The organism is Bacillus sp. FSL K6-3458 (genome assembly GCF_038005045.1).
Taxonomy (GTDB): Bacteria; Bacillota; Bacilli; order Bacillales; family Bacillaceae; genus Bacillus; species Bacillus altitudinis.
This window is the reverse complement of record NZ_JBBOSI010000001.1, coordinates 2,787,759-2,811,213: the sequence shown is the minus strand read 5'-3', so window position 1 is coordinate 2,811,213 and position 23,455 is coordinate 2,787,759. Positions and strand designations below refer to the sequence as shown.

The following is a 23,455-nucleotide window of genomic DNA, read 5'->3' as shown; positions in this document are numbered from 1 at the left end:
TTACAATGAGAAGAGGACAAAAATGAAAAGGGGTTCTGTGATTGGATATTGTATGGGGGTATGTACTCGTTTTTATATTGGCTGCTTTACCTTTCTTTGAAGTGGTTGGTGTCGTTCCGCTGGGGATTTTAAGTGGTCTGCATCCTGTGACAACGGCAGTTATTGGATTCGTCGGCAACTTTCTTACCGTCTTGCTACTCATCGTCTTCGTGGACCGATTTAAAGCGTGGTGGCTGAAAAGGAAAGAGGAGAAACATGATGAAAAAGGAGAGAAAAAACAGCTGAAAGCCAGAAAGGTTTGGGAACGGTATGGTCTCCCTGGTTTGGCACTTATCGGTCCTTTTATCATTGGCAGTCATTTAGCGGCTTTTATGTGTATGAGCTTCGGTACGAAAAGAAAACAAGTCACTGTGTGGATGACGGTCAGTTTAATCATGTGGACCGCATTAGCTGCTAGTTTAACGGGTGCGGGGTTCCATTACTTTGCCCCAGATTCAAATGGGTTGTTCGGGGATATTTTTAGCAAGTAAGCAGGGGGGGATAAAAAATGGCACATCAAACACGGATCGTGCTCGAAACAGAGCGTCTCAGACTGAGAACAATGGATGAAGACGATGCGCCTTTTTTATACGAAAAGCTGTTCCAAGATGAAGAGGTCATGAAGTTTTATCCTTCACTAAAGGATGAAAAGCAGACAAAAGAGTGGATTGCTTGGAATCAAAAGAATGACCGCACTTACCATACATCCCTGTGGATCATTGAAGAAAAAGAAACGAAAGAACCACTTGGACAAAGCGGAATTGTTCTCCAAAACGTCGAAGGACAAACAGAGCTTGAAATTGGCTATATGCTAAAGAGATCGGCATGGGGAAAAGGATATGCTGTTGAGGCTGCAAAAGGCTGTCTTGCGTATGGTTTTGACGAAATGAAGGTGAGGCGAATGGTCAGCTTAATTCGCCCTGACAATGAAGCGTCAGTCAAGGTCGCAATGAAAATGGGGATGAAAAAAGAAAAAACCATTTCAAAATGGGATCAAATGATTGATGTTTACAGTGTTACTCGTGACGGAAAAAGCGGCTCGCTTGAATCATAAGGAGAGCCGCTTTTTCTTTTATAGACGCTGTTCTAACTGAAGTAAATATTTCTTTCGTTCGATTCCCCCGCCATATCCGCCAAGTTCACCGCTTGTTTGAATGACTCGGTGACAAGGAATGATGATGGCCAACTGATTGGCACCATTTGCATTTCCAACTGCCCGAACCAAATGGGGATCGCCAAGCATGATGGCAAGATCTCGATACGATCTCGTTTCGCCTGGCGGAATCTGTAATAGAAGATCCCATACCCTTTTCTGAAAAGGGGTGCCTTGTATAGCAAGTGGCACAGTAAACTGCGTGAGTTTCTTGTCAAAATATAAGGCCAATTCCTTTGCTAATTGCTGATGAACGTTTGTTTCTCCAACTAAAATACGGGCATGATGTTTTTTTCTGATGTTCTCAATTTCTCTTTCTAATCCTCGCCTGTCCATAAATTCAAGCAAATACACATGGGTTGCATCTGAAATGCTCATCATCCGCCCAATCGGAGTAGAAATAAAATTCGCATGCAAAATATTGACTTGCGCCTTTTTGGGTGGATTCCCCATGATTTTCGTAAAGGCATCATTGAAGGCACTGGAAGACTCGTAACCGAAGGTGACTTGCTGATCAATGACTTTTTTTCCGTTCAGAATCTCTTTAAACGCTAGCCCCATTCGGCGTGATCTAGCATATTGAACAAAGGTCATTCCATAGATTTCTTTGAATTTTCTCCGAGCTGTTGCAGAGTGAATCCCTAATTGGCGAAAATCTTCTTCTTTCCACCGTTTCTCAGGACTCTCTTCAACTGCTGATACAAGTGTTTTGACTTCTTCTGGAATGCTGTTAGGATATGTTAAAGGCGTGCATCGCTTACACGGCCGATACCCTGCAAGCAGTGCCTCCTCTGCTGTAAAGAAAAACTCGCAGTTCTCATATTTTGGTTTTCTAGCAGTGCACGTGGCATGGCAGAAGATGCCGGTTGTTTTAATACCAGCAAAAAACGTGCCATCATATTGCGGATTCTTATCAACAAGTGCTTGATAAAATTCGTGTTTTTGTTCGTCGGTCATCATCATTTGATCCACCTCTTGTTTTATTATATCAGTGATGTGGTCGTTCCTCTTTCTAACATTTAGTATACTTCGCTTTCATCCACTTTCTTTCGAAAAATGAACAAGTATATTTGAAGGGGAAAAGCAAAGTGGTAGACCGGCATATCAGGGTGTGATACACTTTTTCATACAGAATCGGCTCTACGCTAGATCTGATTATCATGAATTGGTTTTCTAGGGTTCCGTGCGGGCAGCGCAGTCTGGACCGAGAGAAAACACATAGGGTCTACACAATAGACCGTATGGACACGGAGGGATAAAAGCCCGGGAGATTTGATCAAACGATCGATTTCCGGGCTTTTTTTATTGCTTGGAATCGGTAAGAAAGGAAGAGATCGAATGAAATGGGGAAATGTTTTGATTGCAGCCGTATTTGAAGTCGGCTGGGTGATGGGGTTGAAATATGCTGGCTCTATATTGGAATGGAGCGCAACCATCGTTTGTATTGTTGTCAGCTTTTATTTACTCCTGAAAGCCACGACTGTACTTCCAGTTGGCACACTTTACGCCGTTTTCACCGGACTTGGAACAGCCGGTACGGTCATAGTAGGGATGGTCATGGGTGAACCGGTACAGCTAGTAAAATTACTTTTGATCATGGTGCTTTTAAGCGGTGTATTAGGACTCAAATTGACCACAGGTGAAAAGAAAGGGGAGGCTGAATCGTGAGCTGGCTTTTACTCATTGGGGCAGGCATCTTAGAAATGCTTTGTGTCACCATGATGAATCAATTCCAGAAAGATCGCCATGTCAAATGGATTTTCTTCATAGCAGCTGGCTTTTCGCTTTCCTTTCTGATGCTGTCTCTTGCGATGAATACAATTCCGATGGGAACGGCGTATGCGATTTGGACAGGAATCGGAGCAGCTGGAGGAGCGATTGTTGGGATGCTGTTTTATGGTGAGTCGAAAGACGCAAAACGTATTTTCTTTATCGCACTGATTTTATCAGCAGCGGTCGGGTTGAAAATCATTGAATAAGAAAAGGCTGGCAAACATGTGCCAGCCTTTTTGCTACATCGAATGATGATTGGAATCGTTTTCATTTTTGCGGTAAAGCTGACTCACAAGCAGAAAACATACACCAAATGTAAGTAAAGGAATGAGTCTTTCTCCGGTCATAAATAGATAAATGCCCGTGATTAGACATACGATGCCGAGCCAAAAGCTCACTTTACCAAACAAAGTCATGCTTTTCATCTCCATCACTCCTTTTGTGATAAAAGGTCTATTCATATTATATCACGCCAGGTGCAGAATTGAATGAATATTCAATAAAAAATACGGCACTTAATTGCTTTTTCTCTTTCCAGTCCAGTATAATATTTCATTAGAATGAAAAACGTAAATGAGGTCATAAGCCATGAGAACATTGATTACAGAGAAACTTGAATTACACAGACAAAAGCATGAGCAAAAAGGAAGGCTTTTAGTCAGCTGCCCGGATCAGCCTGGTATTGTGTCAGCTGTTTCTACTTTTTTATTTGAACATGGAGCAAACATCATCGAATCTAGTCAATACACAACAGATCATGAGAGTGGCCGGTTCTTTTTAAGAATTGAATTTGATTGGAAAGACATTTCTGCCAACTTAGATCAATTGAAAAGCAGTTTTGAGCCAATTGCGCAATCATTTCACATGACATGGAGCATGTCGCGTGCAAGTGATCTGAAAAAGCTGGCGATCTTTGTGTCCAAAGAGCTTCATTGTTTACATGAACTTTTATGGGAATGGCAAAGCGGTAATTTAATGGCTGAAATAGCGGTTGTCATCAGCAATCATGAAACGGCAAAAGATACAGTCGAAGCACTCGGCATTCCATTCCACTTCGTGAAAGCAAATAAAGACATTCGCCAAGATGCAGAAAAACAACAGCTTGCATTATTAGAAGAATATGATATTGATGCGGTTGTGCTTGCTAGATACATGCAAATTTTGACGCCAGCCTTTATCGAACAGCACCCGAACAAAATCATTAATATTCATCATTCCTTCCTGCCGGCTTTTATAGGGGCTAACCCTTACAAGCGTGCATATGAGCGAGGGGTTAAACTGATTGGGGCGACTTCTCATTACGTGACAAATGATTTAGACGAAGGGCCAATCATTGAACAGGATATTGAGCGGGTAGATCATAGAGATGATGCAGAGGCATTAAAAAATATTGGCCGCACGATTGAGCGCAGTGTGCTTGCCCGAGCTGTCAAATGGCATCTGGAAGATCGAATCATTGTTCATGAGAATAAAACGATTGTGTTTAATTGACCGCTTGACTTTTCTGAAGCAATTGGTGATAATATAAAAAAATTAACGAGCGTTGAGAAGGAATAGTAAGCAGGACCTGCTGTGTAAAAGAGAGCAAATGACATGCTGAAACATTTGCCGCAGACAGCTGCTGAACCTACCCTTTGAGCCTTAGAGGAAAAATCTAAGCGCATGCCTGGCGTTACAGGAGTTGAGTGGAATAAGCAGACGTATGCTTATTCAATGAAGGTGGTACCACGGAAAATCCCTTTTTCGTCCTTTACATAAGGAGAAAAAGGGATTTTTTATGTGGTGAAAGGTATAGCGGAGGGAATCAATGATGAAAAAGCAAAGGATCGTCATAAAAATTGGTAGCAGTTCATTAACAGAGCAAAAAGGAGCCATTGATGAACAAAAAATGCAGGATCATGTCAAAGCCATTGCAAAGCTAAAAGAGGCAGGACATGAAATCATTCTCATTTCGTCAGGAGCCGTTGCGGCGGGATTTGGCAGTTTAGGATATCCGTCAAGACCTGTGACCTTAAAAGGGAAGCAGGCTGCTGCTGCCGTAGGTCAAGGCTTGTTAATGCAGAAATACACAGAACTATTTTCACAGTTTCAGATGACGCCTGCACAAATGCTTTTAACACGTAATGACTTTTCAGATCGTACAAGATATCGAAATGCTTACGCAACAATGATGGAACTGCTCGAAAGAAAAATTTTACCGATCATTAATGAAAATGACTCTGTGTCCATCGAGGAGCTTACCTTTGGTGATAATGACATGTTATCAGCACTGGTCAGTGGCTTAATTCATGCAGACCAATTGATCATTTTAACAGATATCAACGGAATTTATGATGCCAATCCAAGTGAGAATCCTGATGCGAAGCGGTTTGATGTGCTGACTCACATTTCAGATGAATTGTTCTCATATGCGAAAAGTACGGGTTCAAAGGTTGGAACAGGCGGGATGAAATCTAAGCTTTCAGCTGCACAAACAGCTCTCTCCCTTGGCGTTAAAGTCTTCATTGGTACAGGTGCAGGGGAAGACAAGCTTCTTCACATTCTCGCTGGTCAAGGGGACGGCACATATATTGGTGAACAAGACTTATCATCAGTCAATAACCGTCGCCAATGGATTCAATTCCACTCACCAGTCTCTGGAAAGATCATGATTGATGCGGGGGCAGAGGCGGCGATTTTGCATAATGGAAGGAGTCTTCTTCCAGCTGGTGTCATTGATGTAGCTGGTGAATTTTCTAAAGGAGAGGTCGTCGAAGTTGTTGGTCCAAACGGGTTAGTCGGTAAAGGGCAAACATTGTATGATTCAGATGAGCTTCTTGGCATTAAAGGGATGCGAAGTCAGGAGCTTTCTTATGAAAAACCTGAAGTCATTCACCGAGATCACTGGGTTCAGCACGTACAAAACTGAGGAGGGAAAACGATGAATGAAGTTCTAGAAAAAGCAAAAAAGGCAAGCGCAGCCAAAGATCAGTTGCTATTAAAAACGACTGAACAAAAGAATGCTGCATTAGACGCTATTGCAAAAGCATTAAAAGCATCTTCAGCTTATTTAATTGCCGAAAACCAAAAAGATGTTCAGGCGGCTATAGACAAAGAGTTCACGCCATCTGTGATCGACAGAATTACATTAACAGAAGAGAGAATTGAAGCGATTGCAGACGCTACGCATCAACTCATTCAGCTCAAAGACCCAATTGGTGAAACATTAGAGACCATTCAAAAAGAAAACGGGCTTCTCATTGAAAAAGTACGTGTGCCTCTTGGAACGGTTGGGATGATTTACGAAGCAAGACCAAACGTGACAGTCGATGCGGCCACTCTTTGCTTGAAAACTGGAAATGCTGTGATTCTTCGAGGAAGTTCATCGGCCATTCATAGTAATAAAGCGATTGTGAAAGTCATTCATGAAGCGCTGCAACCAACGGATATTCCCGTAGACAGTGTACAATTGATTGAAGATACAGGCCGTGAGACGGCTAAAACCCTGTTCACTTTAAATGACTATCTAGATGTCCTTATTCCACGCGGCGGGAAACATTTAATTGATCTTGTTGTGAGAGAGTCTACTGTTCCAGTACTTGAGACGGGTGCAGGGAATTGTCATATTTACATTGATGAAACAGCCCAAAAAGAAATGGCTGAACAAATTGTTCTGAATGCGAAAACACAAAGACCATCTGTTTGTAATGCCATTGAGAGCATTGTCATTCATGAAACATGGGCAAAAGAACATGGCGCTTCGCTTTTTGAAGCACTTCAGACACATGGTGTAGAAATACGGGGCGATGAAGCAGTATGTGCACTTGCACCTAGTGCCACATTAGCGACGACCACTGATTTTGAAACGGAATTTTTAGCGCCGATTGTCAGTATTAAAACCGTCAAGACCATGGAAGAGGCGATACAGCATATTCAAATGTATAGCTCTAAGCATTCTGAAGCGATCATTACGGAAAACGAGCAGCATGCGGCACTTTTCTTAACAGCCGTTGATGCTGCCGCTGTGTATCATAATGCATCTACCCGGTTTACAGATGGCTTTGAATTTGGCTACGGAGCGGAAATCGGCATTAGCACACAAAAATTGCATGCTAGAGGACCAATGGGTCTGCCAGCCCTAACCTCTGAAAAATTTGTGATTCGTGGTCAAGGACAAATAAGAGAATAACCCATCCAAAAAGAGAGTCTTATCGCACAAGGCTCTCTTTTTCCTTTCATTTTTGTATTTCTTCGGTCAAGTATGATAAAATATGGTAATGTTTTATATTTTGAGAAGATTGGAGAAGGCAACGTATGGCGAAAATCATTCCCTCTTCGGATATTGGAGTGAAAATCAACAAGTGGTATGAATTAATCCGCAGATTTGATTCAGAACAAGCAGAACAGTTAAAGCAGGAAATTCGCACCTCTCTTGATTCAATGGAAGAAGATCAGAATTTGCTTCTCTATTTTTCTTTAATGGAATTCAGGCATGAGGTCATGCTCGATTATTTAAAGCCATTAAAGGAAGGAAAGCTTCGCGCCAACTTTTCCGAGCTTTCGAAAGAAATAGATGAGCATCAAACGCATGTCACAGGCATGCTTGAATATTACTATCATTTCTTCAGAGGCATGTATGAGTTCGGCCGGAGAGAGTACATTGCTGCCATATCGTCCTATCAAAAGGCAGAGCACAAGCTTTCTTTTGTATCCGACGATATTGAACGTGCAGAATTTCATTTTAAAATGTCAGAAATATATTATCACATGAAACAAACACACATTTCGATGCACCATGCCAAACTAGCGCTGGATGTCTATATTCAGCACGAACTATATGCGCTTCGTACCATTCAGTGTGAATTTATTGTAGCCGGTAATTATGATGATATGAGAAGGCATGAAAAGGCATTGCCACATCTCGAAAGAGCACTTGCAAGGTCAAGAGACTTTCAGAATGTGCGTTTTATTGCTTCTTCTTTGTTTAATATGGGCAACAGTTATTACAGAATGGGAGACTTGAACCGCGCACTCGACTTAATGAAAGAATCCATCTCATTATTTGATCAAAACCAATCTGATCATCTTCGTCGATCGATAGACCCTCTTTATACAGCCGCTCAGATCTTATACAAACAAGGTAAAAACGATGAAGCATTATATTACAGAGAAGAATGTATGAAACGAGCAGAAGCTCTGCAGGATGACATTCATATTCAGAAGACCATTTTTTTAGAAGCGTTGTACTTACGACAAGATGCAGAGCATATTAAACGGATTTTCCATTTTTTAGAATCTTCTTATGCATATCCAGATATAGAAGAGCTGGCTTTAGACACCGCAAAGTATTATAATGAAATGGAGGATTATGAAAAATCTTCCATGTTCTATGGGGAAGCGGAACATGCTCGTATCTATATTCAGAGAGGGGATTGTTTATATGAATTTTAAAAAATGGGCAGTCGTCTGTACAAGCATCACGATCTTGGCATTATGGATCACATCACCTAATGCCGACCCCGATAACAGAAACCATACGCTAGAAAAACCGAATCCGCAGCATATCACGATCTAAAAAGCCCTTTTTAAAGGGCTTTCAGACCGTAGACAAACCCAACCTTTACTTCAAGTAAAAGTGGGGTTTTCACATTTTTTGATAAAAACATTATGTGTTTTACGCTGGACATGGCTCTTTCCATGTCCAGTTTGCTAGCTTTTTAAGATTCATGGCAGCGAAAGTAAGCATCGCCTGCATTGAAACTTTTTTCAGTCCTCGAAGTTTCGTCCAACGCATACCATGCTTTTCTTTTGCATCCGCAAAAACGCGTTCTATTGTTTCTTTCCGTTTTGCATAGATGTCTTTATTCATTTGTGTCAGCCTCAGATGGTCTGCTTCATCTAGATAGTCCTGCCAAATATGCCGATGAATTTGTTTAGTGTGATTTTGACTTTGTGTACAGTTATTTAAAAACGAGCAGGATTTACATACCTCTGAATCAGACGCATATTGCTTATAGCCTTCTCTAGTCGTTGTACGATAAGAGAGAATTTGCCCGTTGGGGCAAATGTAACAATCAAAATATGCATCATACACGTATTCATTCTTTTTCAAATAACCAGCTTTTGTTCTTGGGCGAGTGTAAGGCATGACAGGTCTTATCTCTTGATCCATTAAAAACTTAGCGATGTAAGGTGTTTTATATCCTGCATCTACTGCGACTACAAATGGTTTTCCGACTTTTTCTGTCACCTTTAATACGAGTGAATCCAACATACGACTATCATGAACATTTCCACCTGTGACCAGTGATCCTAAAATAAATCCTTTAGAATCACAAGCCGTATGAAATGAATAGGCAAATGATTTTTCTCGCTCATCCTTCACATAGTAACCACTCTCTGGATCAGTCGTACTTACCTTGATTTCTTTTGTCTCTTCTTTATTCTGTAGGGGTAAAGGCTTTTTTCCATGTTCTTCACGGTCAATATTGATCTCCTCATGAAGCTGATTTTGATAACTTCTCGTCTCTACTCGAACGATTTTCTTTTCAAGTTTTTTCTTATTGGCATTCGCTTTTACATGAGTGGAGTCAATGAAGGCAATAGAAGGGTCAACGAGTCCTTTTTTCATCGCTTCTCTTAAGATTCGGTAAAAAATTTGTTCGAATAAATCTGTATCATGGAAGCGTCTCACGTAGTTTTTACCGAAGGTAGAAAAGTGCGGGATTTTCTCGGAAAATCCATATCCAATAAACCAACGATAAGCCACGTTGGTTTCAATTTCTCTAATGGTTTGCCGCATAGAGCGAATGCCAAATAGATATTGAATTAAGACCATCTTAATGAGAACAACGGGATCAACACTTGGTCTACCGTTGTCAGAACTATAATGATCTTTGACAAGATCATAAACGAAATCAAAGTCGATCGCTTGATCAATTTTTCGTACAAGATGATCTTCAGGCACTAATTCATCTAAGGCCACTACTTCTAATTGATTTCTTCTTTCTTCTTCACGTTTCGATAACATGTTTATCCCCCACAGAATTGTGTTATTACCCTTATTATACAAAAAAGCTTGTAGACTTTGTCTACAAGCTGAAAGCCCTTTTTAAAGGGCTTTTTTTATTGACCGCTTCAATCATCGTAGGTTGCACATTCATAAAAATAAAAAATGGAGGAAAGATGAAAGTGAGTGTTTTTCATTGACTCTTGAATTTAGATTGTGTACAATTAAATTGTAGGAAATATTAATAGAGCGAAAGAGGGTTATATTCATGTCAGAAGTTTTATTTACTGCAACGGTATCAGCTGTAGGAGGAAGAGAAGGTAAGGTTGTGTCAACAGATGGTGTACTAGAGCATGATGTAGCAATGCCAGGAACGCCAAGAGCGAAAAAGCTTGAGAAAGCAACGAATCCAGAGCAATTATTCGCAGCGGGCTATTCTGCATGTTTTGATTCAGCCCTTCAAATGGTCGCAAGACAAGAGCGTATCCGTTTTGAAAGTGAAGTAACGGCACATGTAAGCTTAATCAAAGACAGTTCAGACGGCGGTTTCAAACTAGGTGTCAAATTAGAAGTAAAAGGAACTGGAATTGAGCAATCTGCACTTGATGAACTTGTTCATAAAGCACACGGCGTTTGCCCATACTCAAAAGCAACGCAAGGAAACATTGAAGTAGAATTAGTAGCTGTCGCTCAATAATAGACATCAAAAAAAAGGCTGAGGGAATATTCCCTCAGCCTTTTGATTGTGTTAATTTTTGCAGAAGCTCATGTAAAGAAGCGCGAAGTGTTTTCAGCTCTTCTTCTGATCTGCCTGTTCCAGACAGCATTTGAAATGGAATCGAAGTGGCCTTCTCTTGTAAAGCTTCTCCGTATTCTGTTAAACGAATTTGGACCGAACGCTCATCCTCTTTTGAACGTTCACGGATGATGAGTCCATTTTGTTCCATTCGTTTTAGCATAGGTGTGAGTGTACCGGAGTCTAAATATAAAAGCTCTCCCATTGTTTTCACATTTAATGTCCCATGCTCCCATAACAAAAGCAGTGCCAAATATTGCGGGTATGTGATATTTAACTCTTCTAATAATGGTTTATATTGCTTCGTCATTTCTCTTGAACTTGCATATAACAAGAAACAAAGCTGATTTTCCAGCTTCATATGTTCAAATTCATTTGTCATATCTGTCACCAACTATTTTTTGTCATACTTATCATTGTATAAGATTTTCTTCCTTTTTAAAATAACTACAGACTAAAAATGAAAAATTCTTCAATGTGCCATAAATGTTTGAGCAACGAATAGAACGTGAAAGGTATAAGTAGAAGAAGGAGGAGATCAAGATGAAACCATTATTTACTGCAAAAGTAAAAGCACAGCACGGAAGAGCAGGACATGTTCGTTCTGATGATGGTGTGCTTGACCACAACATTGTGATGCCAAACGCAAAGAAAGATGGAGAAACTGGTACGAATCCTGAACAATTATTTGCAGCGGGTTATGCGGCCTGCTTCGGAGGGGCGCTTGAACAAGTCGCCAAGAAGCAAGGTGTCGAAATTGAATCAGAAGTAGAAGGACATGTCAGTCTATTAAAAGATGAAAGTGATGGCGGTTTTAAACTTGGCGTGAAGCTGATTGTTTCCGCTAAAGGGCTTGATCATGACAAAGCGAAAGAGCTTGTTGAGGCTGCACATGAATTCTGTCCATATTCAAAAGCAACAAGAGGAAACATCGAAGTAGAGCTTGAAGTGGCGGAATCATGAAAAGAAAAAAGGGCTAAAATTTAGCCCTTTCTCAAGAATCTACTGACATCTGCTGTGGAGCAGGTGTCTTTTTTTAATATTCTTTCTTTTTGTCGTATGTGTCCCATGCTTCAAATGGAGCGAGGGTTTTTTGAAGGGTCAGCTGGTAAAATGGAATGTTTCTTGATTCGTATTCTTTATTGATTTCTTCATAAATAAAGGAGTCATCAAAACCAGAAGTCGCTGCATCCTTGTGTCCAGCGGCAAAATATACGGCCTTTGGTCTAGCCCAATAGATAGCACCAAGACACATTGGACAAGGCTCACAGCTTGTATACAAAATACAGTCTTCTAATTGGTATGTATGTAGTGTTTGGCACGCCTTTCGAATAGCTGTCACTTCTGCATGTGCAGTTGGATCATTACTTGTTGTGACATTGTTGCTTCCCTCTGCAATAATCTGACCGTCTTTGACAATGACCGCTCCAAAAGGGCCGCCTGTGCCACTATTTACTCCTTCTACTGCAAGATCAATTGCGCGTTGTAAAAAAGCTTCGTGATTCATTGTCTTCCTCCCTTTGTTCGACTGACTTCTCTAGTATAAACGAATCATGATAGAAAAGGAATCATTGTAGGAGGAGATCGAACAGGACAATTTACGGATAAAAAACCCCTACCAAATGTTCAGCAGGGGAAGAGTGAGTCCATTATGCGTGCTGCGCTAGCTTTTTACGAGCGACTTCAGCAGCTGTCACCATGTTTTTCAAAGCAGCAATGGTTTCAGGTTCTTGTCTTGTTTTCAGTCCACAGTCAGGGTTGACCCAGAAGCGATCTGTCGGACATACGTTCAGTGCATCATCAATGATTTTACTCATTTCTTCAACAGATGGAACGCGCGGGCTGTGAATGTCATATACCCCAAGTCCAAGGCCTTTCAAATACGGGTGTTTTTCTAAATAATCGAGGAACCCGCCATGACTGCGTGAATGTTCAATCGTAATCACGTCTGCATCAAGGTCTTCAATCGTATCAACAATATCCTCGAAGTTGCTGTAGCACATATGTGTATGAATTTGCGTTTCATTTTGAACAGACGATGTCGATAGACGGAATGACTCTGCTGCCCAGTTTAAGTATGCGGCCCAATCACTCTCTTTTAAAGGAAGACCTTCTCTTAGCGCAGGTTCATCCACTTGAATCACTTGAATACCCGCTGCTTCTAACGCTTCTACCTCTTTACGTAAAGCAAAAGCGATTTGGAAGGCAATGTCTTTACGAGAGATATCTGTTCTTGGGAAAGACCAGTTTAAGATCGTGACAGGCCCTGTCAGCATTCCTTTGACTTTTTTCTCCGTTAAGCTTTGAGCGTAAACCGTTTCTTTCACTGTCATTGGCTCTGTAAATTCTACATCTCCATAAATGATCGGCGGCTTCACGCAGCGTGACCCATAAGATTGAACCCAAGCGAATTTTGTAAAGGCAAATCCAGCGAGTTTTTCACCGAAGTATTCAACCATGTCTGTACGTTCAAATTCTCCATGAACGAGTACATCTAGGCCAATCTCTTCTTGAATATCAATCCATCTTTTTGTTTCTTTTTTAATAAATTCATCATACTCTGCATCTGTCCACTCATTTTTGCGCCATTTTTGACGAGCACTGCGCACCTCAGCTGACTGAGGGAAGCTTCCGATTGTTGTGGTTGGAAGAAGCGGCAGTTCAAGAGATTCATTTTGAATGCGTAGTCGTTCTTCAAAAGCAACTGGACGTTTAAAATCTTTTGATGAAAGATTGTTGCGCTCTGCTGTCAGGTCCGCATTCGTTCCTTTCGCGAATTCTTTTAACGTCAGAAGTGCTTCATTTGCTGCATGGATGTCTGCATCAATGGCAGCCGCTCCTTTTGATAAGCCTTCTTTTAATAGCGTTAATTCAGCCAGCTTTTCAGTGGCATAAGAAAGTCCGTTTAATAGTTTATCTTCAAGCTGTTCGCTCGGATGTTTTGCAACTGGGACATGTAGCAGGCTGCTTGAAGGCTGCAGCCATACTTCTTTCGGCTGCACGTCAGCAATCACTTCAGAAATAAACGATAATCTTTCTCCTAGATCTGATCTCCAAATATTTCTGCCGTCAATGATACCGGCTGCTAAAATTTTATCTTTTGGGAAGCCGTGTTTTTTCAATTGTTCAAGGTTTCGTCCTTGATCATGGACAAAATCAAGACCGATGGCTTCAACAGGATACGTCACAAGCTCTTCATAGGCATCTACTGAGTCAAAGTATGTTTGAAGGAGAACGTTTAAGGCAGGTACAGCTTCTTTAATCGTTTGATAGATGGCTTTTACTGCTTTCACGTCTTCACTTGAAGCTGTGACTAAAGCAGGCTCATCAATTTGAACCCATTTTACACCGGCTTCTTCAAGCTCTTTTAACAACTGAGTATAAAGCGGCACTAGGCGCTGCTGAATCTCTTTCACTTCATTGGCTTCATAGCCTTTAGAAAGAGAAACAAATGTATAAAGACCAAGAACGACAGGTTTTGTTTCAACACCAAACGCTTTTTTCACCTTTTCGTATGCTTCAAGCGGTTTGTTATGTGTGAGTTTGAATTCTGTGCTTTTTTCGTATTCTGGAACGATGTAGTGATAGTTTGTATTAAACCATTTTGTCATTTCACTTGAGACAGCATCTTTTGTTCCTCTTGCCATCGCAAAGTATGTATCTAGCGGGTCTTTCAAGCTGCGGAAGCGCTCTGGAATCCAATTGAACATAACGGCAGTATCCAGCACGTGATCGTAGAAGGTGAAGTCCCCAGAAGGAACAACGTCAATTTGTTGATCAATTTGAGTTTTAATAGCGGCTAAAAATTGTTCATCGAGTGTGCTTAAGAGGGTTTCTCGGTCAGTTTGACCTTTCCAATAAGACTCAAGTGCTTTTTTCCATTCTCTGTTTAAACCAATTCGCGGAAAACCTAGATTACTTGTTTTAACAATTGTCAATTCCAATTCCTCCTCTAAATATAAAAAGACACTCACACTCATGGTCAAGATTGATGAGGGCAAATGTCTGGTTTAAAAAGACAAAATGTGTGTGCGAAAGAAGGCGTAAGTATCAATGACGAACGCTTTTCCGACATCTCCTATCAACCGTAGGGGGTTTGATGTGATAGAGCGGCTGGTATCCTGGCTAGTGAATCTGCAAGCTTTTCATCCTTCCCATCTTCACGACAGTGGATGATTAACGAAAAGCTCTCCTCACTTACAGTGGCGGGACCGCGCCGGATTTTCACCGGTCTTCCCAATTAAAATTCGACGTGTGATCGAATTACCGACTCTCAAACTATGAATTTATTGTGTTCGATTATATAACGTTCACTTCATTTCGTCAAAGTAAATTTTGAATAATTTTAATTAAAAAAATCCTGAGAAAATTCTATCTTTTCTCAGGACCTAACATGTACCTATAGAGACAAAAGTTCTGCTTCTAATGTTTTCTCAAGAAGTACATCTGGTGCAGTTAAATATAAAAACCCGTTTCCTACAAGGGTTTTCGATTGTTTTAGCGGAAGGGTTCTCCGTACGAGCTGAGCATATACCTCAGGTTCTGTCAGCTTACGCTGGAACGCTTCTTCTTCGGCATTTTTAATAATGGCGAGTGCACCGCTCACATGAGGGGCAGCCATGGAAGTGCCTGTTAGTCTTCCGTATTTATGGTTAGGGAGAGTGGATAAAATGTCTTCACCTGGAGCGACGAGGTCGATTTCTTTATTCGCATTGGAGAATTCAGAGGATTCTCTTGCAAGAGAGACAGAGCCGACGGCAATGACCTCGTTGTATGCAGCTGGGTAGGAGAACTCTTCAGTACGCTCGTCTCCGTCACCTTCATTTCCTGCTGCGCAGACAACAAGCACACCGCTGCTTACCGCATGTTGGATGGCCTTTTGCAGTTCTGGTTCATTGCTTGGCCCACCGAGAGACATGGAAATAATATCAACCTTCTGTTCAACCGCATAGTTAATGCCATTGATAATCCATTCGTATTTCCCGCTGCCATTTTTCCCTCCAAGAACTTTCACGATCAACAGCTTGGCTTCAGGCGCAACACCTAAAATGCCGCCATTTTGATCCGTTGCTGCAATCGTTCCTGAGACATGGGTACCATGCCCGTTGTAGTCTTTTACATTCTCAGCATCGCCATTGTCATCATCGGTAAAGTTTTTTCCTCCGATAATCTGATCTTTTAAATCGGGATGCTCCGTGTCGCAACCTGTATCAAGGACAGCAATGGTTATGCCTTTTCCTTTGAAGCCACTTGACCAAAGTTCGGGTGCTTTAATCTCCTGAATACTTTCCGGCGTCTCTTTCGCTTCCATCACATTGGCTTTTACTTCATACGGAATTAAGCGAATTTCACCTTTCATAAGAAAGCCCTCCTTATTTTGTTTTCAAAGTAGATTCAGGTTGCGTAATGTTATTGTATAAAACAAATGTTTGATCGGAAAGGGTCAATTGTAATAATTTTTCAAATAATCAAATAATTATTTATTGTGCAGTTCTCCTCATATCTTGCCGAAAGAAGTCACCTTTTGAGGAAAACTCTTAGTATCATATGAAAAAGAAGGAAATGCTGCATAGTGAGCTTGCACCTGTACAGATGAAAATGGGTGAAAAGAACTAAAAAAGGCAGATCGAAAAAACAATCATATAAAGAGATAGAGGATGACAGAAAAGAAAAAGGTACATGGCATGTGCAGATAATTGTTTTTTCATTATAATGATCGAAGGAATATAAAATGTAAAAAGTATTTGACATTTTTTAAGCGGATGATATGATTGAAATGTAAAAAGTATTTGACATTTTGATTGGAGGGGACTAACCGTTGGATGTTGTCAAAGTTGTGTATTCAGTCATCTTATTAGTGGTCGGACTGTTCATTTTTATCGCGCCCATGATTCAAAAGGGTGATGAAAGAAAGAGATTTATCTACTCAAAAGCTCAATCGTATGCATTTATGGTGGTCATTGGTATGCTTTTATTAGAAGTCGCAGAGTCCATATTTTTAACGACCCAAGGGAACAATTCTGATAAGGGGTTTGGGATTTCTCCCATCATGTTCCTAACTGTGATGTCGGTCATATATTTAGTTACATTACTCATATACAGAAAAAAATATGGTGATTAAATTGCAAAATCATATAAGAGAACTAAGGAAATCCATTAAATTATCCCAAGAAGAACTTGCTAAACGGTGTAAGGTCTCGAGACAAACCATCAATGCCATTGAAAACGATAAGTACGACCCTACTTTACAATTAGCCTTTGACATCGCTTCTGTTTTGAATACGACTGTAGATGAGCTTTTTGTCAGTCAACCTAAAAAGAAGTAAGGGACCAGCCTCAGAAAAGAGGCTTTTTTTGTTGATTTGTGTAATGTGAAAGGATCAGCTGAAAATAAAAATCAACCATATTACATAACAATTCCTTATTCATGAAAAATAAGATATGAAGATTGTGACTGTTCCAATGGAGAAAGGCAACATATAATAATGGAAAGACAAGCTTGCCTTTCAGATAGGAGAGATAGAGATGAACAAAGGGAAGATACTCGTGGTAGAAGATGAAAAGAAAATTGCAAGAGTGCTGTCATTAGAACTTGAATATGAAGGATATGAGGTCACAGTCCAAGATACAGGGATGAAAGGACTCCAGGCGCTCGAAGAGGAGAGTTTTGATTTAGTGCTTCTAGATGTCATGCTTCCAGAATTAAGCGGACTTGAAGTGCTTAGAAGGGTTCGAAAGACAAATACGGCAACACCGATCATTTTGATTACCGCAAGAGGAAGTGTTCCCGATAAGGTCAGCGGTCTTGATCTTGGGGCAAACGATTATATTACAAAACCCTTTGATATAGAAGAATTATTAGCGCGAATTCGTGCACAGCTGAGGTTCAATCACAATGCGCAAGAGGAAAAGGAAATTGAGCTAAGTATTGCAGATTTAACGGTGAATGAGAAAACAAGAGAAATTCAAAGAGGCGATCAGACGCTTGAGCTGACACCGAGAGAATATGACTTGCTTGTTCATTTATTGAAACATCAGCAGCAAGTGCTCACAAGAGATCAGCTTTTAACAGCTGTTTGGGGTTTTGATTATTTTGGTGACACAAACGTGGTTGATGTCTATATTCGCTATTTAAGAAAAAAAATCGATTACCCGTTTGAAAAACAATTGATTCACACAGTGAGAGGTGTGGGTTATGTGATGAAAGGATAAAGCATGAGATTAAAAAATAAGATCCAGCTTTATACATCGTTGTCCTTGTTTTTAATGGTGCTGCTGTTTCATACAGCGATTTATTTTATTTTTTCGATGACCTTGACGCAAAAAGATATGTCCAGACTGTCGGAAGTAGCTGAAAATATTGCTATTGCACTAAAGAAGTCAGAAGAAGAGGGGCTTCCATCTTCAGAGCTTCTGAAAGCGTATCTGCCTCAAAATGGTATGATCCGTGTCGTCACAGAGAAAGGTGAATCAAAGCTGACCGTCACGAAGGAATCTACGTTTAGCTCACTTCCTTTTACATACGAATCTGGTCAGACAGCAGAAATTCAAGAATACAATAAGCATATGATTGCGTTCGCGGCTATCCCTGTCATTTGGACAAATGGGGACATTGTGTCGCTGCAAGTATATGAAGAAATTGAAAATACAGAAGAGAACTTGGCGTTATTAAAAATGATTTTAATCGCTACTGGCGTTTTGTTTATTGTGCTTTCTTATTTTGCAGGCCACATTTTAACGAAACAAATTGTACGTCCAATTAGTCGAATGACCAATACGATGAAAGCAAGTATGAGAGAAAAGGCATTTAAACGAATTGAATTAACAGGCGATTCAAAGGATGAACTGTATCAAATGGGTCAAACCTTTAATGAAATGGCCGAAATTCTCGAGAAACATTATGAGAAAGAGCAGCAATTTTTACACGATGCTTCTCATGAATTGAAAACACCCATTACCGTCATCATGAGCTACAGCAATTTACTAAAACGCTGGGGGCAAAGCCGGCCAGAGGTCGTAGAAGAATCCTCTCAAGCCATTCATGATGAGGCAAAAAAAATGAAAAGGCTGACAGATCAACTACTCACACTGGCGAAAAATGGGCAGCCGCTTTACTTGGACATGAAGCCGGTTGATCTTGGTCAAATGTGCAGCCAAGTCGGCCATACACTTGAAGTGGCAACCAATAGAACCATCCTTACTCATGTACAAACAGATCAGCCTGTGATTGCTGAAGGAGACGAAGAGAAGATCAAACAGCTTTTGACCATCTTGATTGATAATGCGGTTAAATATAGTGCAGAGCCAGTTGATGTGAACTGCGGACGAGCAGGAGAGAAACCGTTTATTTCGGTTGTTGACAAAGGAATTGGCATAAAAGAAGAGGATCTGCCGAAAATCTTTGACCGCTTTTTCCGTGTGGATGAAGCGAGAAACAGTGAGACGGGCGGGACTGGACTTGGCCTGTCAATTGCGAAGCAAATTGCTGAAGAGCATGGGGCTGAGCTAAAGGTAGACAGCCGTATCGGTGAAGGAACCGTGATGACCATTCTTTTTCAGAAATAAGTAGGTCTTTTCTCATCAATTTCTCATTTCTTCCTTATAAAATAGGAAATAGGAAGGAGGCGCTGCATGTCTAAAAAAATGAAAATGCTGCTTACGCTCGCAGGATGTCTTTTCATTCTTGTGGCCTTTGCAATGCTCATGATTCAAACCATTGACCAAAAAATATTAAGCGAAGCAGACATTAAAAAAATCATCGCAAAAGACTACAATGGAAACATCACAAATATTGATCTGATCAATCATAAACAGGACTATACATTGACGCTTGAAAATTCAAATGGCATCTATCAAATCATTGCATCTTCCTCAAGCGGTCAAATGAAAGAGATGAAACAGTTAAAGAGCTATCAAAAACCAAATGAGAAAAATGCCGAACTCCAAGCAGAAGAAGTGGCAGTGAAAAAAGTGAAGGGTACCGTGATTCAAAAGAAAGAAAAATCGGATCGCTTTATCTTTACGATTCAATCAAAAAAAGAACTGTATCAAGTGGATGTTGAGAAAGACACGTTCAAGGTGATTGAAGCAGAAAAGAAAAAGCCAACCTCTAAAGAAAAGAAGCTGACAAAAATAACGGTAGAAGAAGCCATTCAGATTGCTGTAAAAGAAGTGGGCGGCACAGTGGATGATGCAGATCTTGAAACTTTTAGCGGAATGCTCGTGTTTGAGGTAGAGCTCGATTTGCCGGATGGAAGAGAGGCAGAGGTATTAGTGAATGCCTATACAGGAGATATTGAAGGCATTACGTACGAAAACTAATCATTTTCTCATGATTTTCTCATGTTCCTTTCCTTCCTTTATCATCTTGTTTTTTTAAGATAAAGGAGAAATCAAACAGAGGAGGAATGAAATATGATAAAAAAAGTACTAGTAGCTACAGCATTCACAGGAGCCCTTGTCGCAGGTGGTTTCACCCTTCAAGCGCAAAATACAAATCAAACGGCAAATGCCGAACAAGTGGTGCAAAAGAAATCTTCATTTGTCTCAAAGAAACAGGCTGAAAAAGCAGCATTAAAAGTTGTGAAAGGCTATGTAGATGATGTAGATCTTGAGCGTAAAAAAGGAAAATGGGTATATGAGGTCGAGATTAAAAAAGGCGGCTTTGAATATAAAGTATATGTCGATGCCAAAACAGGCAAAGCGCTCAATGATCCAGTCAAAGAAAAGAAACAAAATGTAAAAATCACCAAAAAACAGGCTGAACAAATTGCCCTTGCAAAAGTAAAAGGAACAGTCACAGATTCAGAATTAGATAAAGAAAATGGTGTGTACTTATATGAAATTGAAATTACGACACCAAGCGGTGAAGAAGTTGATTTTGAGATTTCCGCTAAAACAGGCAAAATCCTCAAGCAAGAATGGGACGATTAAGCTTTAAATGAACGTTTGAGCGTGATAGAAAACCTTTGCAGCCCTAGGAAGGACGAGTACTGGCGCGGGGCGAATTTGACATTCGTGAGCACCAGCACGCACTCGCTGAACCTTACACTTTTATGTGTAAGGTTTTTTCATTGGGACAAACTACTGAAAAGGAGGCGAGAGAATATGATGAAGAAAAAAGAAGAAGAACAGACGATGGATCGTGCGGAATATGTTCCCCATCCTGATGGAGAAGGATATGCTTTGTTTTTGCATGATTCTTTTCATCTCCTCTCCCAAGAGGATATGAATCAGCCAGAAGAGGAATAGAAGACATGAAAGGGCGATGGTCAACTTGTCTATCGCTCTTTTTTTGAAAAGTAAGCGAATACATCAGGAAACTTGGCATCTTGCTTATTGACATCATTGCGCTTTTTCTGTAATCTCAGTGTGTCAACAATATGAGACTTCGTTAGGTGAGGCTCCTGTATGGAGATACGCTGCTGCCCAAAAATGTCCAAAGACGCCAATGGGTCAACAGGAATCATCGACATAAGGTGATTTTTAATGCAGCTGGATTTAATCCTATGCCATACAGTGCTAAAGCTCTACGATTGAAGGAGCAAGTGTTTATTTGTCATGCTTACAAAGCGCCTTCATTCGGTTGAAGGTGCTTTTTTATGAGAAAAGGAGGTGTGGGGATGGATCATCCCGATTCGAGACACATAGAGAGTATGTCAAAAGATCAGATTGACGCATCAGATAGCGGAGATCCTGACCCCCCGCACAATCTAAGGGATTCGGGTATCTCCTGATTTTGGGGAGGTAACAGCGATGATACAGAACATTACGTACGATGAACTCATTTTACGCATCATTATTTTACTAAGAGATGGGAAACGTAAAGAATTTAAAAACATTATGGAAGAACTTCAGCCTTATGATATGGCCTACTTATTCAAGGAGCTTCCAGAAAAACACCGCGGCCGCTTTCTCAGCTTTTTAACAGTCGATGACGTGACGGAAATGATGGGTGAACTGGAGCGGGAATATCAAGAGATTGTTCTTGAAAAAGTAGGGAAAGACAAAGCCACCTTCGTCACAAACAAAATGGATAACGATGATCTAGCCAACTTGTTTGATGAGATGGAGGATGAGCTGAAGGATCAGCTTTTATCTAACATGGAAGCAGAGGAATCCAAGGCCGTCCAGCTTCTCATGAATTACCCTGCTGAGACAGCGGGCCGGATCATGACCAATCGGTACGTTTGGATTCCGCAGCATTATACGGTTCAGGATGCCGTGGTGAAGCTGAAAAGCTTTGCTGAAATTGCCGAATCGATCAACTACTTATATGTCATAAATGATCAAAAACAGCTTGTAGGGGTACTCTCATACAGGGATCTTATTTTAGGTGAGCCAGATGAAAAAGTGCAGGATCTTATGTTTACAAGAGTCATTGCCGTTGGTGCCTTTCAAGACCAGGAAGAAATCGCAAAACTCATTGAGCGATATGATTTCCTTGCCATCCCTGTTGTAGAAGAGAACAATGTCTTAGTCGGAATTGTGACAGTCGATGATATCATTGATGTTGTGATTCAAGAGGCAGGAGAAGACTATGAAAAGTTTGCTGCCTCTGGTAAAGATATCACGTTCGACACACCGGCATTTGTGGCGGCATACCGCCGTCTTCCATGGCTCATTTTGCTTCTATTCATTGGGCTGATTTCAGGCAGTATCTTGAATTATTTTGAAGATACCTTGCAGCAAGTCGTTGCTTTAGCATTCTTCATGCCGATGATTGCAGGTATGACAGGGAATACAGGGACACAGTCTCTAGCGGTTGTCATTAGAGGATTGTCAAAAGAAGAATTAACGAAAAAAACCATTATGCGCTTGATTTTCAGAGAGCTGAGAACAAGTATTTATATTGGGATTGTTTGTTCAATCATTATTACGGTCGTTGCCATGGTATGGCAGGGCAATATGATTTTAGGTTTTGTTGTTGGTTCCTCGCTTCTTGCAACACTGATTATTGGGACGATGGCAGGTACGGTCGTGCCGATTATTTTACACAGATTAAACGTCGACCCAGCCATTGCATCTGGACCGCTGATCACAACATTGAATGATATTTTATCCTTACTCATCTATTTTGGAATTGCAACAGCATTTCTTCATACACTGATGTAGTCAAAAGACTGTAAAATGTAACGTTTTACAGTCTTTTTTGAATAAAGATTGCATATAGCGCTTCCATCCTTTACATTTTAAGGAGAAGGTGGGAGAAAAAATGAAGAAGTTTTTATTCATTTTCATGTGCATTGTTTTGCTAAGTGCATGTTCAAGAGAAGACGAGGGGAAAGACAGAAGACTTGTGGCATCAGAGCATATGTTAGAAGCGATAACTGAAGGAAATAAACGAAAAATGGACAATGTCTATGTCGGAGGCGCAGTCCCAAGCCCAAGTGACATTCTTAAATCGAAAAAGGAATGGGGAATTGAGACGCTTTCTTATGAAGATTTTCAATTGGAAGAAGCCAGCATCCATGTCTTTCATGCAAATTATAAAGATGCAAACACTGGAGAAAAAAAGGCGCTTGCCTTTCGGGTGAAAGAAGATCCTGAAAAAGGCGGCGTACGAATTGACTTTGTAGGGGTTGTTGAAGGAACTGACGCTTCATCTAAATAAAAAGAATCGTTCATATGCTTTATGATAAATCAGGCATAAGTTGAGATAATGTAAAAGGATAGAAGAGCTGAAAGAATGTCGCTCTATCTATCC

27 protein-coding genes, 3 riboswitches and 1 other annotated feature are annotated in these 23,455 nt (G+C 40.6%); of the genes, 20 read left to right on the top strand and 7 right to left on the bottom strand.

Annotated elements, in window-relative coordinates; genetic code table 11:
* Window positions 1-41 precede the first annotated feature (41 nt).
* Both MHH23_RS14845 and MHH23_RS14840 read left to right on the top strand, forming a co-directional pair.
* Window positions 42-530, top strand: coding sequence for a small multi-drug export protein (locus MHH23_RS14845; protein WP_007498817.1), 489 nt, complete (start codon window positions 42-44; stop codon window positions 528-530).
* Window positions 531-547: 17 nt separating this feature from the next.
* On the top strand, window positions 548-1,093 hold the full coding sequence (locus MHH23_RS14840) for a GNAT family N-acetyltransferase (RefSeq protein WP_340959735.1): 546 nt from the start codon (window positions 548-550) through the stop codon (window positions 1,091-1,093).
* Between the two features lie 18 nt (window positions 1,094-1,111).
* On the opposite strand, the gene MHH23_RS14835 is transcribed toward MHH23_RS14840, so the two are convergent.
* Window positions 1,112-2,155, bottom strand: coding sequence for a bifunctional transcriptional activator/DNA repair enzyme AdaA (locus MHH23_RS14835; RefSeq protein ID WP_047945982.1), 1,044 nt, complete (start codon window positions 2,153-2,155; stop codon window positions 1,112-1,114).
* A 199-nt stretch (window positions 2,156-2,354) separates the two neighbouring features.
* Window positions 2,355-2,464, top strand: a riboswitch (guanidine-I (ykkC/yxkD leader).
* A gap of 66 nt (window positions 2,465-2,530) precedes the next feature.
* On the opposite strand from MHH23_RS14835, the gene MHH23_RS14830 reads away from it, so the two are divergent.
* Together MHH23_RS14830 and MHH23_RS14825 are read left to right on the top strand one after the other, a co-directional pair.
* On the top strand, window positions 2,531-2,860 hold the full coding sequence (locus MHH23_RS14830) for a DMT family transporter (RefSeq protein WP_024719620.1): 330 nt from the start codon (window positions 2,531-2,533) through the stop codon (window positions 2,858-2,860).
* Window positions 2,857-3,171: a DMT family transporter gene (locus tag MHH23_RS14825; protein WP_017367096.1), complete on the top strand. Its 315-nt coding sequence runs from the start codon at window positions 2,857-2,859 to the stop codon at window positions 3,169-3,171. Before MHH23_RS14830 ends, MHH23_RS14825 begins: the two co-directional genes overlap by 4 nt.
* A gap of 33 nt (window positions 3,172-3,204) precedes the next feature.
* Here MHH23_RS14825 and MHH23_RS14820 read toward each other — a convergent pair whose 3' ends face one another.
* Window positions 3,205-3,390: a hypothetical protein gene (locus MHH23_RS14820; protein ID WP_024719622.1), complete on the bottom strand. Its 186-nt coding sequence runs from the start codon at window positions 3,388-3,390 to the stop codon at window positions 3,205-3,207.
* A gap of 163 nt (window positions 3,391-3,553) precedes the next feature.
* Here MHH23_RS14820 and purU point away from each other — a divergent pair, with 163 nt between their 5' ends.
* From purU to MHH23_RS14795, 5 genes are all read left to right on the top strand, one after another.
* A complete protein-coding gene (gene purU / locus MHH23_RS14815; protein WP_007498809.1) occupies window positions 3,554-4,456 on the top strand; it encodes a formyltetrahydrofolate deformylase in 903 nt (300 codons plus the stop codon).
* A gap of 43 nt (window positions 4,457-4,499) precedes the next feature.
* Window positions 4,500-4,719: a binding site (T-box leader), on the top strand.
* A gap of 56 nt (window positions 4,720-4,775) precedes the next feature.
* Window positions 4,776-5,873 carry a glutamate 5-kinase gene (gene proB, locus MHH23_RS14810; protein ID WP_156060684.1) on the top strand — a complete coding sequence of 366 codons (1,098 nt, stop codon included), beginning with the start codon at window positions 4,776-4,778 and terminating at the stop codon, window positions 5,871-5,873.
* A gap of 12 nt (window positions 5,874-5,885) precedes the next feature.
* Window positions 5,886-7,133 (top strand): glutamate-5-semialdehyde dehydrogenase, encoded by a 1,248-nt coding sequence (locus MHH23_RS14805; RefSeq protein ID WP_041092333.1) that lies wholly within the window; start codon window positions 5,886-5,888, stop codon window positions 7,131-7,133.
* Between the two features lie 125 nt (window positions 7,134-7,258).
* Complete coding sequence (locus tag MHH23_RS14800; protein WP_024719625.1) at window positions 7,259-8,395, top strand: Rap family tetratricopeptide repeat protein; 1,137 nt, start codon at window positions 7,259-7,261, stop codon at window positions 8,393-8,395.
* On the top strand, window positions 8,385-8,519 hold the full coding sequence (locus MHH23_RS14795) for a hypothetical protein (protein ID WP_008346190.1): 135 nt from the start codon (window positions 8,385-8,387) through the stop codon (window positions 8,517-8,519). The genes MHH23_RS14800 and MHH23_RS14795 overlap by 11 nt, the downstream gene beginning before the upstream one ends.
* Window positions 8,520-8,618: 99 nt before the next feature.
* Here the strand turns inward: MHH23_RS14795 and MHH23_RS14790 are convergent, their stop codons facing one another.
* A complete protein-coding gene (locus MHH23_RS14790; protein WP_073416015.1) occupies window positions 8,619-9,974 on the bottom strand; it encodes an IS1182 family transposase in 1,356 nt (451 codons plus the stop codon).
* Between the two features lie 247 nt (window positions 9,975-10,221).
* Between MHH23_RS14790 and MHH23_RS14785 the strand changes: the two genes are divergently transcribed.
* A complete protein-coding gene (locus MHH23_RS14785; protein WP_007498801.1) occupies window positions 10,222-10,650 on the top strand; it encodes an organic hydroperoxide resistance protein in 429 nt (142 codons plus the stop codon).
* A gap of 34 nt (window positions 10,651-10,684) precedes the next feature.
* Here MHH23_RS14785 and MHH23_RS14780 read toward each other — a convergent pair whose 3' ends face one another.
* Window positions 10,685-11,131 (bottom strand): MarR family winged helix-turn-helix transcriptional regulator, encoded by a 447-nt coding sequence (locus tag MHH23_RS14780; RefSeq protein ID WP_008346188.1) that lies wholly within the window; start codon window positions 11,129-11,131, stop codon window positions 10,685-10,687.
* A 161-nt stretch (window positions 11,132-11,292) separates the two neighbouring features.
* Here MHH23_RS14780 and MHH23_RS14775 point away from each other — a divergent pair, with 161 nt between their 5' ends.
* Window positions 11,293-11,712 (top strand): organic hydroperoxide resistance protein, encoded by a 420-nt coding sequence (locus tag MHH23_RS14775; protein ID WP_008346186.1) that lies wholly within the window; start codon window positions 11,293-11,295, stop codon window positions 11,710-11,712.
* Between the two features lie 73 nt (window positions 11,713-11,785).
* Here the strand turns inward: MHH23_RS14775 and MHH23_RS14770 are convergent, their stop codons facing one another.
* The 3 genes from MHH23_RS14770 to MHH23_RS14760 all read right to left on the bottom strand — a co-directional run bounded on the left by MHH23_RS14770 (window position 11,786) and on the right by MHH23_RS14760 (window position 16,108).
* Complete coding sequence (locus MHH23_RS14770; protein WP_008346184.1) at window positions 11,786-12,256, bottom strand: nucleoside deaminase; 471 nt, start codon at window positions 12,254-12,256, stop codon at window positions 11,786-11,788.
* Window positions 12,257-12,398: 142 nt separating this feature from the next.
* Window positions 12,399-14,687 carry a 5-methyltetrahydropteroyltriglutamate--homocysteine S-methyltransferase gene (gene metE, locus MHH23_RS14765; protein WP_340959731.1) on the bottom strand — a complete coding sequence of 763 codons (2,289 nt, stop codon included), beginning with the start codon at window positions 14,685-14,687 and terminating at the stop codon, window positions 12,399-12,401.
* 156 nt (window positions 14,688-14,843) lie between these two features.
* Window positions 14,844-15,036: riboswitch (cobalamin riboswitch) on the bottom strand.
* A gap of 112 nt (window positions 15,037-15,148) precedes the next feature.
* Window positions 15,149-16,108 (bottom strand): S8 family peptidase, encoded by a 960-nt coding sequence (locus MHH23_RS14760; protein ID WP_007498796.1) that lies wholly within the window; start codon window positions 16,106-16,108, stop codon window positions 15,149-15,151.
* A 459-nt stretch (window positions 16,109-16,567) separates the two neighbouring features.
* On the opposite strand from MHH23_RS14760, the gene MHH23_RS14755 reads away from it, so the two are divergent.
* The 9 genes from MHH23_RS14755 (at window position 16,568) to MHH23_RS14715 (ending at window position 23,362) form a co-directional block, all read left to right on the top strand.
* Entirely contained in the window at window positions 16,568-16,870 is a 303-nt protein-coding gene (locus tag MHH23_RS14755) for a hypothetical protein (RefSeq protein WP_039170291.1), read from the top strand.
* Entirely contained in the window at window positions 16,860-17,075 is a 216-nt protein-coding gene (locus MHH23_RS14750) for a helix-turn-helix transcriptional regulator (RefSeq protein WP_169476040.1), read from the top strand. The genes MHH23_RS14755 and MHH23_RS14750 overlap by 11 nt, the downstream gene beginning before the upstream one ends.
* Window positions 17,076-17,274: 199 nt before the next feature.
* Window positions 17,275-17,961, top strand: a complete 687-nt coding sequence (locus tag MHH23_RS14745; protein WP_019743445.1) for a response regulator transcription factor — start codon at window positions 17,275-17,277, stop codon at window positions 17,959-17,961.
* A gap of 3 nt (window positions 17,962-17,964) precedes the next feature.
* Window positions 17,965-19,314 (top strand): sensor histidine kinase, encoded by a 1,350-nt coding sequence (locus tag MHH23_RS14740; RefSeq protein ID WP_100324919.1) that lies wholly within the window; start codon window positions 17,965-17,967, stop codon window positions 19,312-19,314.
* Between the two features lie 66 nt (window positions 19,315-19,380).
* On the top strand, window positions 19,381-20,070 hold the full coding sequence (locus tag MHH23_RS14735) for a PepSY domain-containing protein (RefSeq protein ID WP_019743443.1): 690 nt from the start codon (window positions 19,381-19,383) through the stop codon (window positions 20,068-20,070).
* Window positions 20,071-20,163: 93 nt separating this feature from the next.
* Complete coding sequence (locus tag MHH23_RS14730) at window positions 20,164-20,682, top strand: PepSY domain-containing protein (protein WP_008346169.1); 519 nt, start codon at window positions 20,164-20,166, stop codon at window positions 20,680-20,682.
* Between the two features lie 174 nt (window positions 20,683-20,856).
* Window positions 20,857-21,000: a hypothetical protein gene (locus MHH23_RS14725; protein ID WP_008346168.1), complete on the top strand. Its 144-nt coding sequence runs from the start codon at window positions 20,857-20,859 to the stop codon at window positions 20,998-21,000.
* Window positions 21,001-21,131: 131 nt separating this feature from the next.
* Window positions 21,132-21,296, top strand: a riboswitch (M-box (ykoK) riboswitch).
* Between the two features lie 208 nt (window positions 21,297-21,504).
* Entirely contained in the window at window positions 21,505-22,863 is a 1,359-nt protein-coding gene (gene mgtE / locus MHH23_RS14720) for a magnesium transporter (RefSeq protein ID WP_007498785.1), read from the top strand.
* A 100-nt stretch (window positions 22,864-22,963) separates the two neighbouring features.
* On the top strand, window positions 22,964-23,362 hold the full coding sequence (locus tag MHH23_RS14715; RefSeq protein ID WP_286070000.1) for a hypothetical protein: 399 nt from the start codon (window positions 22,964-22,966) through the stop codon (window positions 23,360-23,362).
* Window positions 23,363-23,455 lie beyond the last annotated feature (93 nt).